This is a genomic window from Bradyrhizobium sp. CCBAU 11434 (genome assembly GCF_028128895.1).
GTDB lineage: Bacteria > Pseudomonadota > Alphaproteobacteria > Rhizobiales > Xanthobacteraceae > Bradyrhizobium > Bradyrhizobium zhengyangense.
On the sequence record NZ_LBJX01000099.1, the window covers coordinates 139343 to 154841 of the forward strand.

The 15499-nt window shown below is 64.4% G+C and carries 13 protein-coding genes; 5 read left to right on the forward strand and 8 right to left on the reverse strand.

The annotated features are described in order from the left end of the window. Positions 1–130: 130 nt before the first annotated feature. Both XI06_RS31445 and XI06_RS31450 read left to right on the forward strand, forming a co-directional pair. A complete protein-coding gene (locus XI06_RS31445; RefSeq protein WP_271607157.1) occupies positions 131–439 on the forward strand; it encodes a hypothetical protein in 309 nt (102 codons plus the stop codon). A gap of 20 nt (positions 440–459) precedes the next feature. Next, positions 460–1350 carry a sigma-70 family RNA polymerase sigma factor gene (locus XI06_RS31450; protein WP_271607158.1) on the forward strand — a complete coding sequence of 297 codons (891 nt, stop codon included), beginning with the start codon at positions 460–462 and terminating at the stop codon, positions 1348–1350. A gap of 87 nt (positions 1351–1437) precedes the next feature. On the opposite strand, the gene XI06_RS31455 is transcribed toward XI06_RS31450, so the two are convergent. The 7 genes from XI06_RS31455 to XI06_RS31485 form a co-directional block, all read right to left on the reverse strand. After that, entirely contained in the window at positions 1438–2529 is a 1092-nt protein-coding gene (locus XI06_RS31455) for an FkbM family methyltransferase (RefSeq protein ID WP_271607159.1), read from the reverse strand. A 331-nt stretch (positions 2530–2860) separates the two neighbouring features. Then, on the reverse strand, positions 2861–4093 hold the full coding sequence (locus tag XI06_RS31460; RefSeq protein WP_237889980.1) for a Zn-dependent hydrolase: 1233 nt from the start codon (positions 4091–4093) through the stop codon (positions 2861–2863). Beyond that, positions 4086–4871: an ABC transporter ATP-binding protein gene (locus XI06_RS31465; RefSeq protein ID WP_271607160.1), complete on the reverse strand. Its 786-nt coding sequence runs from the start codon at positions 4869–4871 to the stop codon at positions 4086–4088. The genes XI06_RS31460 and XI06_RS31465 overlap by 8 nt, the downstream gene beginning before the upstream one ends. Then, positions 4868–5641, reverse strand: coding sequence for an ABC transporter permease (locus tag XI06_RS31470; RefSeq protein WP_237871475.1), 774 nt, complete (start codon positions 5639–5641; stop codon positions 4868–4870). The genes XI06_RS31465 and XI06_RS31470 overlap by 4 nt, the downstream gene beginning before the upstream one ends. Before the next feature lie 70 nt (positions 5642–5711). Further along, positions 5712–6656, reverse strand: coding sequence for an ABC transporter substrate-binding protein (locus XI06_RS31475; RefSeq protein ID WP_237870999.1), 945 nt, complete (start codon positions 6654–6656; stop codon positions 5712–5714). Positions 6657–6760: 104 nt separating this feature from the next. Next, on the reverse strand, positions 6761–7489 hold the full coding sequence (gene hutC / locus XI06_RS31480; protein WP_237889978.1) for a histidine utilization repressor: 729 nt from the start codon (positions 7487–7489) through the stop codon (positions 6761–6763). After that, entirely contained in the window at positions 7486–8844 is a 1359-nt protein-coding gene (locus tag XI06_RS31485; RefSeq protein WP_237889976.1) for a formimidoylglutamate deiminase, read from the reverse strand. Before XI06_RS31485 ends, hutC begins: the two co-directional genes overlap by 4 nt. Positions 8845–8946: 102 nt before the next feature. Here XI06_RS31485 and hutI point away from each other — a divergent pair, with 102 nt between their 5' ends. From hutI to hutU, 3 genes are read left to right on the forward strand one after another with little or no spacing between them, the layout of a single operon-like run. Next, entirely contained in the window at positions 8947–10161 is a 1215-nt protein-coding gene (gene hutI / locus XI06_RS31490; protein ID WP_237889974.1) for an imidazolonepropionase, read from the forward strand. Further along, positions 10158–11717: a histidine ammonia-lyase gene (gene hutH, locus XI06_RS31495; protein WP_271607161.1), complete on the forward strand. Its 1560-nt coding sequence runs from the start codon at positions 10158–10160 to the stop codon at positions 11715–11717. Before hutI ends, hutH begins: the two co-directional genes overlap by 4 nt. Positions 11718–11744: 27 nt before the next feature. After that, positions 11745–13415 carry a urocanate hydratase gene (hutU, locus tag XI06_RS31500; RefSeq protein ID WP_271607162.1) on the forward strand — a complete coding sequence of 557 codons (1671 nt, stop codon included), beginning with the start codon at positions 11745–11747 and terminating at the stop codon, positions 13413–13415. A gap of 18 nt (positions 13416–13433) precedes the next feature. Here the strand turns inward: hutU and XI06_RS31505 are convergent, their stop codons facing one another. Then, a complete protein-coding gene (locus XI06_RS31505) occupies positions 13434–15443 on the reverse strand; it encodes a putative bifunctional diguanylate cyclase/phosphodiesterase (protein WP_271607163.1) in 2010 nt (669 codons plus the stop codon). Between the last annotated feature and the right edge of the window lie 56 nt (positions 15444–15499).

A 15499-nucleotide genomic window follows, 5' to 3' on the forward strand; every position in this document is an offset into this window, starting at 1 on the left:
GGGGTGACGCGGCCATTGACGCGAGCTTGATCCGGGAAATCGGGGCGCCGGACTTCCGGGAAGGTCATGCTAAAGTGGACGATGGCGCGTGATGAGCAACCGGGTCGCAACATGAGCTGAGGAGCGCGCGATGAGAAGGACGTTGATCAGATACAAGGCCAAGCCGGAGCTGGCTGACAAGAACGCCGAGCTGGTCTCGGCCGTATTTGCGGAATTGAAGGCAGCGAGCCCCGACGGCGTACGCTATCTGACGCTGCGGCTGGAGGACGACACTTTCATCCATCTTGTCGAGGCCGCGGCCGAGGACGGCTCGAGCCCGATCCCGAAGCTGAAGGCGTTTCAGGCGTTCCAGGACGGCATCCGTGACCGCTGCGCGGAGCCGCCGCTCGTTCGTGATGTGAAGATTGTCGGCAATTATCGTATGCTGGATCAGTCCTGACCAGGCGAGGCGGAGGAGCAATGGCGCCAGACCCGCTGGCTAATGTCGACATCGAGGCCCTGCTGGCGCAGATGCGGCCGAAGCTGCATCGCTACTGCGCCCGCATGGTCGGCTCGGTCATTGATGGTGAGGATGTGCTGCAGGATGCGCTGATCAAGGCGATTGACGCGCTGCCATCAGTCTCGCCCGTCGTCAATCCGCAAGGCTGGCTGTTCCGCATCGCGCACAACACCGCGCTGGATTTCCTGCGTCGCCGCAACCGGCAGGAGGCGCTGCATTCGGCTGAGGAGGTGGACATGATCGCCGGCCAGCTCGACGAGGTGGAAAGCCGCCAGATCGCCGCGACCAGCCTGCGTACCTTCATGCGGCTGCCGGTGGCACAGCGCTCCAGCGTGATTCTGATGGACGTGCTCGGCTGCTCCCTTGCAGAGGTCTGCGACATCATGGATTTCAGCATGCCGGCGGTGAAGGCCGCGCTGCATCGCGGGCGCACTCAGCTGCGCGAGTTCGCCGAGGAGCCTGATGATGCGCCGCAGCCGGGCCTATCGGACGCCGATCGGATGCGGCTCAACGCCTATGTCAGCCATTTCAATGCCCGCGACTTCGACGCGATCCGCGCCATGATCGCCGACGACGTCAGGCTCGAGCTCGTTAACCGCACCAGGCTGAAAGGCAAGGCCGAGGTGTCAACTTACTTCGGCAATTATTCGAAGATCAGCGACTGGCACCTGGTGGCCGGGCAGGTCGATGGACGTCCCGCGATCCTGGTGTTCGATCCCAATGAGCTGAACGGGCGGCCGAAATATTTCGTGCTGCTGAACTGGTCCGCCGACAAGCTCGCCACCATCAGGGATTTTCGTCACGCGGCGTATGTCATCGATGGTGCGGAGTGCGTAGTGGATCGAGGGTGAGCTCGCCTTCGCCTGCTCGATCCAAAGGACGGCAACGTCTCGCTGGCAACGCTTCAGTGCGGCGCAGCCCGCTCCAGACAGCCTTCTTCAGACGGCCTTGCAGAACAGCACGGTTTCCTCGGGGTAGATCGTAAAATGATCCAGCCACATCTTGTAGCCGAGGTTCAAGGAATTGATGAAGAGGGGAAGCTCGACCCAATCATTGGGCTTGTGATAGACGCAAATCGCCAACGTCGGCTTGAATCGATCGAGCGTGCGCACGGCGCCCTTGAGTGCGGAGAGCTCGGCGCCCTCGATGTCCATTTTGATGAAATCGACACGCGGCAGATTTCTGTCGCGAACCACATCATCGATGGAGATGGTTCTGATTTCGGTCGCGCCGTGGGAGAGGGGGCGTTCGGAAACCTGGCTTCCCGGGCCATTGTTCAGCATATAGAGAATCTTGTCGGATGACTCCCATACCGGTCTCTCGATGATCTCGATATTTGACGAATATCGGGGATTCAGCTCCAGGTTCTGGCGCAGGATATCGAGATTGTCCGGTATGAATTCAAACCCGATGACCTTCCCCGTGGGGCCCACCTTCGATGCAAAATACAGGCTCGTATCGCCGTAGCAGCTTCCGGCCTCGATGACGACGTCTCCGGTCTTTGCTGCGATCGCCGGCTTGACCCCGCTGTACTCGTACTGCGCTTTCAGGAAGGTGGCGTCGATCCCGATGGGAGCGGAAAACAGATTGAGATCGTAGCCGAGCTCCTTCAGATCGAAGTGAGTCAGCTCGAAGGTCATATTCCTTATTTTTTTCGCAGGCAGGCGGTTCGTTTGCAGGCTCCGTGCCAGGCTCCGTTCCTGCCAGTATTTTGGAGAGTTTCGGAAGATCTTGACGAGGTCGTGCCCGATCACACGTTGAAGGTACAGCTCCAGCAGGACGTCCCTGGAATAGTCGTCCTCCAGCAACTGATAGGTATCCAGCAAGACCAGAGGAAGCGTCTTCGAGTTCTTCAATCGCGCGACGGCCTCGAGCCTGCTCTGATGCTTTTGAAGATCGGGGCCCAGCGTTCGCCTGGGCTCGGGTCCATAACGATCTGCCTCGTGGTTCTGCTCAAGATCTCTCGTGGCTATCTCGTACAGTTTGGCCTGCAAGTGAGACAGGAATGAAATTGCGACCTCTGGAGACATTTGAACGTCTGAAGACATGTGAATGGCTGAGCCTCTCTTGATCCGGCGGTTGGCAGAATCCGGCGGTGCGCCTGGTTCTGACCTTAGTCGTTGAGCGCGTTGGTACCGCAAGCTTGCGCTCTCGCGCCGTCAGTTCGCGTTCAGCCGTGCTTGCGGGGTCCACCGGGCGCGGCCGGTGCTCCCGGTTAAGGGAGTTTCCGGTGCGATGCTGGTGCGAAGCTGGCGCGGCGCCCTCGTCCATCAAGGCGCGCGGGGCGGGTCGTCGCAATTGCGGGAGCGTGTTCGGATTGCGGGAATTACGGTGACGGTGGTTCGGCGGCGGAACGTCGTTCTAACCGGCGAGTATCCGCCGGCAGGCCTCGACAAACACCTGCGCGCCGGTAACGATGTCGGCGTCGGCGGTGTTCTCGGTCCAGTGATGGCTGATGCCGCCGATCGACGGGACGAACAGCATGCCCGCGGGCATGATGGTCGCCAGCATCTGCGCATCGTGGCCGGCGCCGCTCGGCATGCGCAGCGATCGTCCCCCGGCTAGCGACTTGCTCGCGGCTTCGATCGCGTCCTGGAAACCGGCGTTCATCATCGCGGGGGCGCCGGTGCGGATCCTTTCCACGGCGACGGTGCAGGGGCCCTTGGCGCCAGCCTCATCCGCCATGGTCCGCAGCAACTCTTCCAGCCGCGCGATGACAGAAGGATCGTCGTCGCGCATCTGGAACAGCATCTCGGCGCCGCCGGGAATGATGCTGGGTGCGCCCGGATCGAGCGTGATGCGGCCGGTGGTCCACACCGTGCGCGGTCCGCACGCCGCCGGGAAACGTTCGTCGATCGCTACGCAGAATTTGGCGAGCGCGAGCCCTGCATCCTTGCGCACCGCCATGCGCGTGGTGCCGGCGTGGTTCTGCTCACCGGTGAAGGTGATGCGGTATTGCCAGATACCGACGATGGAAGTTACGACGCCGATCGCAAGCTTGCCGCTTTCGAGCGTGTCGCCCTGCTCGATATGCGCCTCGAGGTAGCCGATGTGTCGGCCCGGTTCAGCCGCGACGCGTGGACGTCCAGCGAGCCCCATCTCGCCGAGTGCATCGCGCATGGCGCGGCCGTTGGTGCGGTCGCGCGCCGCGTCGATCTCGGCCTCGCTCACCTGTCCCACATAGGAGCGTGAGCCGAGGAAGCTGCCGAAGTGACCTTCCTCGTCAACCCATGCGGCGACCTCGACCGCGCCATTCACGGAAGGATCGGCATTGAGCACGCGCGCGGCCTCGAGCGCATAGACGACACCGAGCGGGCCATCGAGCCAGCCGGCGTAGTTCTGGCTTTCCAGATGCGAGCCCGCGAGCAGCTTCTGTCCGGGCTTGGCGCTGGTGCCGAGGATGTTGCCGATGCCATCGATCGCACCCGTGAGCCCGGCCTCGGGCAGCTTCCGCACAAGCCAGTCCAGCGACTGTTTGTGCGGTTCGGAGAAAGTCGGCTTGTGCACCCCGGTCTTGTAGGTGCCGAGCGCACGGAGCGCATTGAGATCGGCGAGGACACGCTCGCCATAGGCGCGCGGCTGAGTGTCAGGCATGTTCAGCAACCTTCAGCGCCTCGGTGCGGATTTCTTCGACCAGCCGTTCCTTCAGCTGGACGAATTCGGGCGTGGTCTTGATCTTGTAGGAGCGCGGATGCGGCAGGTCCACGGCGATCTCGGCCTTGATGCGGCCGGGGCGGGCGCTCATGACGACGACGCGGCTGCCGAGGAAGATCGCTTCCTCGATGTCGTGGGTGACGAACAGCACCGTCTTCTGGTCGCGCTCCCAGATGCCGAGCAGCATCTCCTGCATCAGGGCGCGGGTCTGGTTATCGAGCGCGCCGAAGGGCTCGTCGAGCAGCAGGATCTTTGGATCATTGGCGAGCGCGCGCGCGATCGCCGTGCGCTGCTGCATGCCGCCGGAGAGCTGCTTCGGCCAGTGGTTCTCGAAACCGGCAAGCCCAACCTGACGGATGAAACCGTCGGCGACCTTGTTGCGCTCCGCCTCCGGCACACCGCGCTCGCGAAGGCCAAAGGCGATGTTCTCGCGCACGGTCAGCCACGGGAACAGCGTGTAGGACTGGAACACCATGCCGCGATCGGCGCCGGGGCCGGTGACCACGCGGCCGTCGAGCGTGACGCGTCCGCTGGTCGGCCGGTCGAGGCCGGCAACGATGCGCAGCAAGGTGGACTTGCCGCAGCCGGACGGGCCGAGGATGGTGACGAAATCGTTGTTGCCGATGGTAAGGTCCGTCGGCTCGAGCGCGCGTGTCGGCGCATTGCCGTGGCGCGCCGGGAAGGTGCGCGAGACCTGCTCGACCTTGAGGATCGTCATGCGAGCCTCCACGGAAACAGCCAGGCGTTGAACGCCTTGAACATGAAGTCCGAGAGCAGGCCGATCAGCCCGATCACGATAATGCCGAAGATGATCTGGCCGGTGTTGAGCAGCGCCTGGCTGTCGGTGATCATGTGGCCGATGCCGGAGGACGAGCCGATCAGCTCGGCGACGATGACATAGGTCCAGGCCCAGCCCAGCACCAGCCGCAGGATCTCTGCGATCTCGGGCGCGGAGGAGGGCAGCAGCACGCGGCGGATGATGCCGCGGTCGCTGGCTCCTAACGTGTAGGCGGCCTCCACCAGATCGCGTCGGGTCGCGCCGACGGTGACGGCGACCATCAGGATGACCTGGAACACCGAGCCGATGAAGATCACCAGCAGCTTCTGCAACTCGCCGATGCCAGCCCACAGGATCAGCAGCGGAATGAAGGCCGAGGCCGGCAGATAGCGTGCGAAGGAGACGAACGGTTCGAGGAACGCCTCGATCGGCTTGTAGGCGCCCATCAGCACGCCGAGCGGCACGGCGATGATGGCCGCGAGCGCAAAGCCGCCCACGACACGCCAGATCGTCATGCCGATGTCGAACACAAAACCTTGCTTGACCAGCAGGTCATAGCCTTCCTGCACCATGGTCAGCGGGTTGGCGAGAAAGGTCTTCGACACATGGCCACCGAAGGTCGCCCAGGACCAGAGGGCGACGAACAGTATGAAGAAGGCGAGGCCATAGGCCACGCGCTGCTTCGATGTCACGGAATCCAGGGGACGCATCGATAGGTGATCCGAATGGTCGATCATGTGCTGGTCCCGCGTCTGTGCAGGACCAGCGATCATGAGAGACTTACTTGATGAAGCTGGCGTCGAAGAGGTCCTCGACCTTCGGCGCTGCCTTGATGATGCCGATGTCGAGCAGCAGCTCGGTGGCGTCCTTGTTGAAGGCGAGGAAGTCGCCCGTGAAGAACTTCTGGTTCGCGGCCTTGTCCTGCCAGCGCAGATACTTTGCCGAGTTGCCGAACTGCTCGCCGGTCTGCTTCACGTCGGCGCCCATGATCTCATAGGACTTGGCCTGGTCCTTGGCGATCATCTCGAGCGATTCGAAATAGCTGTCGGCCAGCGCCTGCGCCGCCTTCGGGTTCTCGCTGAGGAATTTGGGCGTGCAGCCGAACGTGTCCATCACGATGGGATAGTCCAGCGTGGTTGCGATGATCTTGCCTTTATCGGGTGCGGCGCGCACGGTCGACAAATAAGGCTCATAGGTCATCGCGGCATCGTTCTGGCCGGAGACGAAGGCCTGCGCGGCGGCGGCCGGCTCGAGGTTGACGACGGTGACGTCCTTCACCGTGAGCCCGTTCTTCTTCAGCATCCAGGCCAGCGCGAAATAGGGCGAGGTGCCGGGCGCGGAGGCCGCAACCGTCTTGCCCTTCAGCTCCTTGATCGAGGAGACGTCGTTGCGCACGGCCATGCCATCGGCGCCATAGCTCTTGTCGAGCTGGAAGATCTGCTTGGTGGCGACGCCATTGGCGTTCCAGGAGATCCAGGTTTCGACCGTGGTTGCCGCGCACTGCACGTCGCCGGAGGCGATGGCGAGGTGGCGGTCCTTCTGCGGGATTTTCTTGATGGTGACGTCGAGGCCGTTCTTCTTGAAGATGCCGGCTTCCTTCGCCAGCGTTAGCGGCGCAAAGCCGGTCCAGCCGGAGATGCCGATGCCGACCTTGACGTCGTCGGCGAGCGCGGGAGTGGCGGCTGCGAGCGCAATGATTGTCGCAAAAACTGTCGAACTACGCATGATTGTCGTCCTCTTGCCCAGATGGTTTGACGTCCTGTTGATCTCTGCCGGCCCTATGGACCGTTGCCCGAAACGTTGCACGATTTGTGCCGACATATTTCCTCTCAGCCTCCCTTGAATCGCGCGACAAGGCGGTGAGAGTCACCGGGATAAAGCAGGCGCACCGCGGTGATCGTGCGCGCACTGCGCCAAGTATAGCGGTCGATCACAAGACAGGGCGCACCGATGGCGATGTCGAGCGCCTCAGCCGTGCGGTCATCCGCTACGATGGCGCTGATCGTATGCTCGGCTTCCGTCCATGGAACATGATGAAGCAGCCACGATCCGGGCGGCTCGCGCGAGAAATCCGCGGTCGCCGCAGATGGCACGGACGCAAGATCGATTAGTCGGTCCTCAACGGCGAACGGCACGTTGTCGGCGCTGTGGCGGCAGGAGATCGCGACCACCTTGCCGGCTTTCTTGACGCCGAGCCGCTCGCGGTCGGCGGCGGTTGCCGCGCGCAGCTTGCGACCGATCAGCTCGTAGCCGTAAGTGCGGCCGAGCGCGGTAATCTCGGCGCGGATGTCGGCGATCTTGAGGACCGCTGATTGATGTTGCGGCCTACGCACGAACGAGCCGGCACGCCGCCGTCGCTCGATCAGATCGGCTTGTGCCAGTTCCGACAGCGCCTTGTTCACCGTCATGCGCGAGCAACCATAGCGCGCCACGAGCTCGTGCTCGAACGGAATTCGATGCCCGGGCGGCCATTCGCCGGTCAGAATGCGCCTTTCGATATCGGCGCGGATGCGCTTGTAGAGCGTCGGCTTGTCGGCCGCGTCGGTGGCGAGGCTCATGCGACGAGCCTCCGCACGGCGGTGTTGAAGCGCGCGCGCGCGTCCCGGCGCAGTTTATGCTGGCCGCCCTCAACCACCTTGTTGCCGCCGGCCCAGACGCAATCGATCGCGCCGTTGCCGGCTGCAAAGATCCAGCCGTCGATCACGGCATCGCGCGCGCGTCCTGCCAGCGACGGATGCATGGCGTCGAGGGTGACAATGTCGGCACGCGCGCCCGGGATCAGCCCGACGGTTGGCTGCGCCAGCGCCCGGGAGCCGCCCGCAAGGGCATCATCGAACAGCGTGCGACCAGTGGAACGGCCTGCCCCGCCGGAGAGCACGTTGCGCGCGCGATGCTTGAGCCGTTGGCCATATTCAAGCTGGCGCAACTCGTCGGCGACACCGACCAGCACATTTGAATCGGTGCCGACGCCGAAAGCACCGCCGGCATCGAGAAATTCGCGCGCCGGGAAGATGCCGTCGCCGAGGCTCGCTTCGGTGACGGGGCAGAGCCCCGCGACCGCTCCGGTCTTGGCGAATGCGCTGATTTCCTGGTCCGTCATATGCGTCGCGTGGATGAGGCACCAGCGTTGATTGACCGGCGCGTGCTCAAGCAGCCATTGCACCGGACGATGCCCCGACCAGACCAGGCAATCCTCGACTTCTTTCGCCTGCTCGGCGGCATGAATGTGCACCGGGCCGCCATTTGCGAGCGGAACGATCGCCGCGAGCTCGTCCGGCGCCACGGCGCGCAGACTATGCGGGGCGATGCCGATGTTGGCGCCCGGCAATGTTGCGATCGCCTTGCGCGAGGCCGCCATCAGCGCGGCGAACTGATCGACCGAGTTGATGAAGCGACGCTGGCCGTCATGCGACGCCGCGCCGCCGAAGGACCCATGCGCATAAAAACTCGGCAGCAGCGTGAGGCCAATGCTGGAGGCTTCGGCAGCCTGCGCAATTTGCGCGGCCATTTCTCCAATGTCGGAATAGTGCGCGCCGTCGCGATCATGATGCAGATAATGGAATTCGCCGACGCGGGTGAAACCCTGCTCCAGCATCTCGACATACAGCAACGTTGCGACGGCGGCGACGTCATCAGGCGTCATCGCCAACGCGAAGCGATACATCGTCTCGCGCCAGGTCCAGAACGTGTCGGTGGAATCGCTGCGCAGCTCCGCAAGTCCCGCCATGCCGCGTTGAAACGCGTGGCTGTGCAGGCTCGCAAGCCCCGGAAGCGCGATGGCGTGGCGCTCGTCGTCGGCAGCAGGCGCCACATCGGGCGTCACCGCCGCGATCGCGCCGGCGGTGATCACCACCTGCACGTCATTGGCCCAGCCCGAGGGCAGGAGCGCGGAGGCGAAATGCAGTCGGGTCATGATTGATTACACGCCGGCTGGACAGAACCGCCGTACGATTATATGTCTAGACATATAAGTCAAGCATCCCAGGGCGCAGGGACTTCGCGAAGGGACAGTGGCATGGCAGAGCGCTTCGACCGGATCTGGCATAACGCCCGGCTCGCCACCATGCGGGCCGATCGTCCCGATCTCGGCGAGATCGAACGCGGTGTGATTGCCGCGCGCGGCGGCCACATCATCTATGCCGGCGCCGCGGCCGATTTTCCTGGCGATGCCGACGCCATTCAGTGGATCGATTGCGAAGGACGCTGGATCACGCCAGGCCTCGTCGATTGCCACACTCATCTTGTCTATGGCGGCAACCGCGCGCGCGAGTTCGAGCTGCGCCTGAAGGGCGCAAGCTACGAGGAGATCGCGCGTGCCGGCGGCGGCATTGTCTCGACGGTCGCCGCGACGCGCAAGGCGAGTCAGGCCGAGTTGATCGCGAGCGCACTGCCGCGGCTGGATGCGTTGATCGGCGAGGGCGCAACCACGGTCGAGATCAAGTCCGGCTATGGTCTCGATACCGAGACCGAGATGCGGCAGCTTTCTGCCGCCCGCAGCCTTGGCCGTCAGCGAAAGGTTGCGATCCGCACCTCTTTTCTCGGCGCGCACGCACTGCCGGTGGAAGCCGGAGGGGACAAGGATCGCTACATCGATCTCGTATGTAAGGAGATGCTGCCGGCCGTCGCAAAGGCAGGCCTTGCCGATGCGGTCGACGCCTTCATGGAGGGCATCGCATTCTCGGCCGAGCAGACGGCACGGGTGTTCACGGCGGCGAGGGCACTCGGGCTACCGGTCAAGCTGCATGCCGACCAGCTGTCGAACCTTGGCGGCACCGCGCTCGCCGCACAATTCTCCGCGCTTTCGGCCGACCATCTCGAACATACCGACGAAGCCGGCGCCGCCGCGATGGCAAAGGCCGGCACAGTGGCCGTCCTTCTGCCCGGCGCCTTCTACTTCATCCGTGAAACGCAAAAGCCGCCGGTCGAGGCGTTCCGCAAGCACGCCGTTGCCATGGCGCTCGCGACCGACTGCAATCCCGGCAGCTCGCCGCTGACCTCGCTGCTGCTAACGACGAATATGGGCGCGACGCTGTTCCGGATGACTGTCGTCGAATGCCTCGCGGGGATTACCCGCGAAGGCGCGCGGGCGCTCGGCGTGCTCGATGAGACCGGCACGCTCGAGGCCGGAAAATGGTGCGACCTCGCGATCTGGGACATCGAGCGCCCCGCCGAGCTGGTCTACCGCATTGGCTTCAATCCGCTGCATCGACGGGTGTGGAGGGGCCAGTGACTGGGCAGGGCACAGCGATCGTCGTCAAGCCCGGAAGGGTGAGCCTTGACGATCTCGCATGCGTCCTGGCGGGTGCTGCTGTCGAACTCGATCCATCGTTCTGGCCGCGCGTCGAGGCGGCTGCGGAGATCGTTGCAAAGGCGGCGTTCGGCGCCGCGCCGGTCTACGGCATCAACACCGGCTTCGGCAAGCTGGCCTCGAAACGCATTCCGCCCGATCAGACCGCGCTGCTTCAGCGCAACCTCATCGTCTCGCATTGCTGCGGCGTCGGGCCGGCCACGCCCGAGCCGATCGTGCGGCTGATGATGGCGCTGAAAATCATCTCGCTCGGGCGTGGAGCCTCGGGCGTGCGCGGCGCGGTGGTCGAGCAATTGCAGGCCATGCTGGCGCGACGCGTTTGTCCGCTGGTGCCGCAGCAGGGCTCTGTCGGCGCTTCCGGCGATCTCGCGCCGCTCGCGCATATGACCGCGGTGATGATCGGCGAGGGGCAGGCGATCGTCGACGGGAAAACCGTGTCCGGTGCCGAGGCGCTGGCGGCTGCTGGCCTTGTGCCGCTGACGCTCGGGCCCAAGGAGGGGCTCGCGCTGATCAACGGCACGCAGTTCTCGACCGCCTATGCTATCTCCGGCGTGCTGCGTGCATTTCGTCTCGCCCGTGCGGCACTGGTCACTGGTGCTCTGTCGGTCGATGCCGCCATGGCCTCGACCGCGCCGTTCCGCCCCGAGATTCAGGCCCTGCGCGGTCTTCCCGGGCAAGTCGCTGCGGCCGCTGCGTTGACCGCGCTGCTTGACGGCAGCGATATCCGCCTGTCGCATCTCGAGGGCGACGAGCGCGTACAGGATCCCTATTGCCTGCGTTGCCAGCCGCAGGTCGCTGGCGCCGCGCTCGATTTGATCACGCAGGCCGCGCGCACGCTGATCGTCGAGGCCAACGCCGTCACCGACAATCCGCTGGTGCTGGTCGAAACGGGCGAGATCGTCTCCGGCGGAAACTTCCATGCCGAGCCGGTCGCCTTCGCCGCCGATACGATCGCGCTCGCCTTGTCGGAGATCGGCGCGATCAGTGAACGGCGCATCGCGACGCTGGTCGATCCCGCGCTGAATTTCGGGCTGCCGCCGTTCCTCACCCCGGATCCCGGCATCAATTCCGGCTTCATGATCGCCGAGGTGACGGCGGCTGCGCTCTACGCCGAGAATAAGCAGCGCGCCGCAGCCTGCTCGATCGATTCGACGCCGACCAGCGCCAACCAGGAAGACCATGTCTCGATGGCCGCGCATGCCGCGCGGCGCCTGTCCGACATGGCCGACAATCTCGCGTCGATCCTGGGCATCGAGCTTCTGGTCGCCGCGCAAGGCATCACGCTGCGTGCGCCGCACGCCACCAGCGCGCCGCTTGTCGCGGTGATCGCTAAGCTGCGCGAGCAGGTGCCGGCGCTAGGCGCAGATCGCTATATGGCCGGCGATCTCGCCAAGGCCGCCGCGTTGGTCGAGGCCGACGCGCTGCCGGCCGTCGCGCTTACTGCGCTATCATCCGATCCGTTTCCAAAACTTGACTGAACAGGGCTCGACTAAGGGGTTTTTCGCATGAACCGCCGACTGGATAATGACCGTACCATCCGCGCGCCCCGTGGCAGCGAGATCAGCGCCAAGAGCTGGCTGACGGAAGCGCCGCTGCGCATGCTCATGAACAATCTCGATCCTGATGTCGCCGAGCGCCCGAGCGAGCTCGTGGTCTATGGCGGCATCGGCCGCGCCGCGCGCGACTGGGAGAGTTTTGACCGCATCACGACGGCATTGCGCAAGCTCGAGAACGACCAGACCCTGCTGGTGCAATCCGGCAAGCCGGTCGGCATCTTCCGCACCCATGCCGATGCGCCCCGCGTGCTGATCGCGAACTCCAACATCGTGCCGCATTGGGCGACCCTCGACCATTTCAACGAGCTCGATCGCCAGGGCCTGATGATGTACGGCCAGATGACCGCGGGCTCGTGGATCTATATCGGCAGCCAGGGCATCGTTCAGGGCACTTACGAGACCTTCGTCGAGGTCGGCCGTCGCCATTATGGCGGCAGCCTTGCCGGTAGATGGATTCTCACCGCCGGCCTCGGCGGCATGGGCGGCGCGCAGCCGCTGGCGGCGACCATGGCCGGCGCATCGATGCTCGCGGTCGAGTGCCAGCCGAGCCGCATCGAGATGCGCCTGCGCACCGGCTATCTCGATCGCCAGGCGGCAACGCTCGACGAAGCACTCGCGATCATGGCGGAGGCCGCGAAGACCAAGAAGGCGGTCTCGGTCGGGCTGCTCGGCAATGCCGCAGAGATTTTCCCGGAGCTGGTCCGCCGGGGCGTCAAGCCCGATATCGTCACCGACCAGACCAGCGCGCACGATCCGATCAACGGCTATTTGCCGAAGGGCTGGACGCTGGCCGATTGGGAGGCTAAGCGCGCTTCCGATCCAAAGGCCGTTGAGCGCGCCTCGAAGACCTCGATGGTCGAGCACGTCCAGGCCATGCTGGATTTCCATGCGCAGGGCATTCCGACGCTCGACTATGGCAACAATATCCGCCAGATGGCGCAGGACATGGGCCTTAAGAACGCGTTCGATTTCCCGGGCTTCGTGCCGGCCTATATCCGCCCGCTGTTCTGCCGCGGCGTGGGGCCGTTCCGCTGGGCTGCGCTGTCAGGCGATCCCGAGGACATCTTCAAGACCGATGCCATGGTCAAGGAGCTGATGCCTGACGACAAGCACTTGCACAACTGGCTCGACATGGCCAAGGCGCGCATCAAGTTTCAGGGCCTGCCGGCGCGGATCTGCTGGGTTGGCCTCGGCGATCGTCATCGCCTTGGCCTTGCCTTCAACGAGATGGTGGCGCGCGGCGAGTTGAAGGCGCCTGTCGTGATCGGCCGCGATCATCTCGACAGCGGTTCGGTGGCAAGCCCGAACCGCGAGACCGAGGCGATGAAGGACGGATCCGATGCGGTATCCGACTGGCCGCTGCTCAACGCGCTGCTCAATTGCGCCAGCGGCGCAACCTGGGTCTCGCTGCATCATGGCGGCGGCGTCGGCATTGGCTATTCCCAGCACGCCGGCATGGTGATCGTCGCCGACGGCACGCCGGAGGCGGCCAAGCGCATCGAGCGCGTGCTCTGGAACGATCCTGCAAGTGGCGTCATGCGCCATGCGGATGCGGGCTACGACATCGCGATCGACTGTGCCCGCGACAAGGGGCTCGATCTGCCGAGCCTTGCGAAGTAGCCAAGAGGCTAATCTGCCTCAGGCCACGACCTTGGCGCCGTGAGCGGCGTCGAGCCGCTCGCCCTCCCTGGCGAGGTAGTCCTCGATCGCCGCGCCTGGCATGGGCTTTGCGAAGTAGTAGCCCTGCACGAAGTCGCAGCCGAGGCGGCGCAGGCTATCGAGCTGGGCGCGGGTTTCGACACCCTCGACCACGCAGGCGATCTCCATGTCGTCGCACAGGCCCGTCAGCGACTTGATGATCTTGTGGCTCACGGGATTTTCGTTGATGTCGGCGACGAAGCTGCGGTCGATCTTGAGCTTGTCCAGGGGCAGGCGATGCACGTGGCTCAGCGATGAATAGCCGGTGCCGAAATCGTCCAGCGAAATTCCGCAGCCCATGGCCTTCAGGGCCGCGATCGATTGCTGCGCGCGCGCGAAGTCGAAGGTGACGGCGGTCTCGGTGATCTCGAAGTCGAGGCGGCGCGGCGGCACGCCGCTCTTCTCGATGATGGCGATCAGCGGCAGGATTCCGTCGGGCGAACAGATGTCGTGGGCCGAGAGGTTGAACGACAGGCGGGTGTGATCCGGCCAGGTCCTGGCGGCCGCGAGCGCGCGCACCAGCAGCGCTTGCGTCAGCGGACGGATCAGGCCGATGCGCTCGGCAGCGGGAATGAAGTCGGCCGGCGAGACCCAGCCGAGGCGTGGGCTTTGCCAGCGCGCCAGCGCCTCGAAGCCCGCGGTATGCTCGCTCATGGCATCGACGATCGGCTGGAACATCAGATCCATCTCGGCGCTGAAATCGGCCGTGCGCAGCAGGGTCTCGATCACGCCGCGGCTGCGGATCTCGGCCTCGTGCTCGCTCGAGAAGATCACGGTGCGGCCGCGCAGATGACGCTTGGCGTGGTAGAGCGAATAGTCGGCGCATTCATAGAGCGCTTCGGCCGTCGACGCCGAGCGCGGGAATAGCGCAAAGCCTATCGAGCACGACAGGCCGGTATGAGCGGTGTCGAGCTGGTAGGGCAGCTTGACCTGCTCGCAGATGCGTTCGCCGAGCCGCTCAAGGTCGGCATCCTCCGGGTCGCCGCAGACGACGAGACCGAACTCGTCGCCGCCGAGGCGGGCGAACTCCACACGCTGCGGACCAAACCCCTGGCAGACCTCGCGGATGCGACGGCCGGCCTCGATCAACACGCGGTCGCCGACCGAATGCCCGTAATTGTCGTTGATCGGCTTGAAGCCGTCGAGGTCGATGATGCCGACCGCAACGCTCACGTGCCTGCGCTCGGCGTCGTTGAAGGCGCTCGACAGCTCGGCGAAGAAGCGGCGGCGGTTCGGCAGCTCGGTGAGGGAATCCAGATTGGCGAGACGGAAGTTCTCGTCCGACAGCGCCTGCGTCGCCGCCTGCTGCACCAGCAGCGATTTGCGGCTGGCGACGAGATCGGCGAAGTCGCGGTAATAGATGAACAGCACCGTTACCATCGCGCCGGAGACCAGGAGGTTGTTGACCGCGATCGCCTTCAGCGTCGGTTCGCCCGTGGCCCAGAAGAACAGCACATAGGGCACGTCGACGATCAGCGTCACGATCAGCGCCGCCGAACGCAGATGCATCAGCGAAAAGATGCAGCCGATCACGGTCACGGCCATGTAGAACGCGACCTGGCTCTTGGCGAAGGGATCGCCATAGGGGTAGAGCGCGAACGACCAGGCGGTGAAGCCGGCGGCGATCGGCAGCGTCATCCAGTTGGTCGCGCGCAGATTGCGCAGGATGTCGGCATCGCTGCGCACGAGATGGCGCTGGCGCAACCACCAGAAGGTCCGAAGCGCGGCGAGCGCCGTGAGCACGCTCGGCACGATCATCGCCAACCAGTCCGGCGCGACGTTGACGTAGGTATAGGCCACCGCGATCGTGTTGCTGATCAGGATGAAGTAAAGCAGCGGGATCTGCTTGGAGAAGGCGTCGAACTGGGCGCGCGTCAGGTCCGCGTCGTCAGACACGCGAAACAGCTCTATCGCTGCGACGAGGTAGGCTTTCAAATTGACGGCAGGCATTGCAATACGCGCCCCAAATCCCTTCAAAAACGAAGGCGATCTTGCACGGCGGGGGT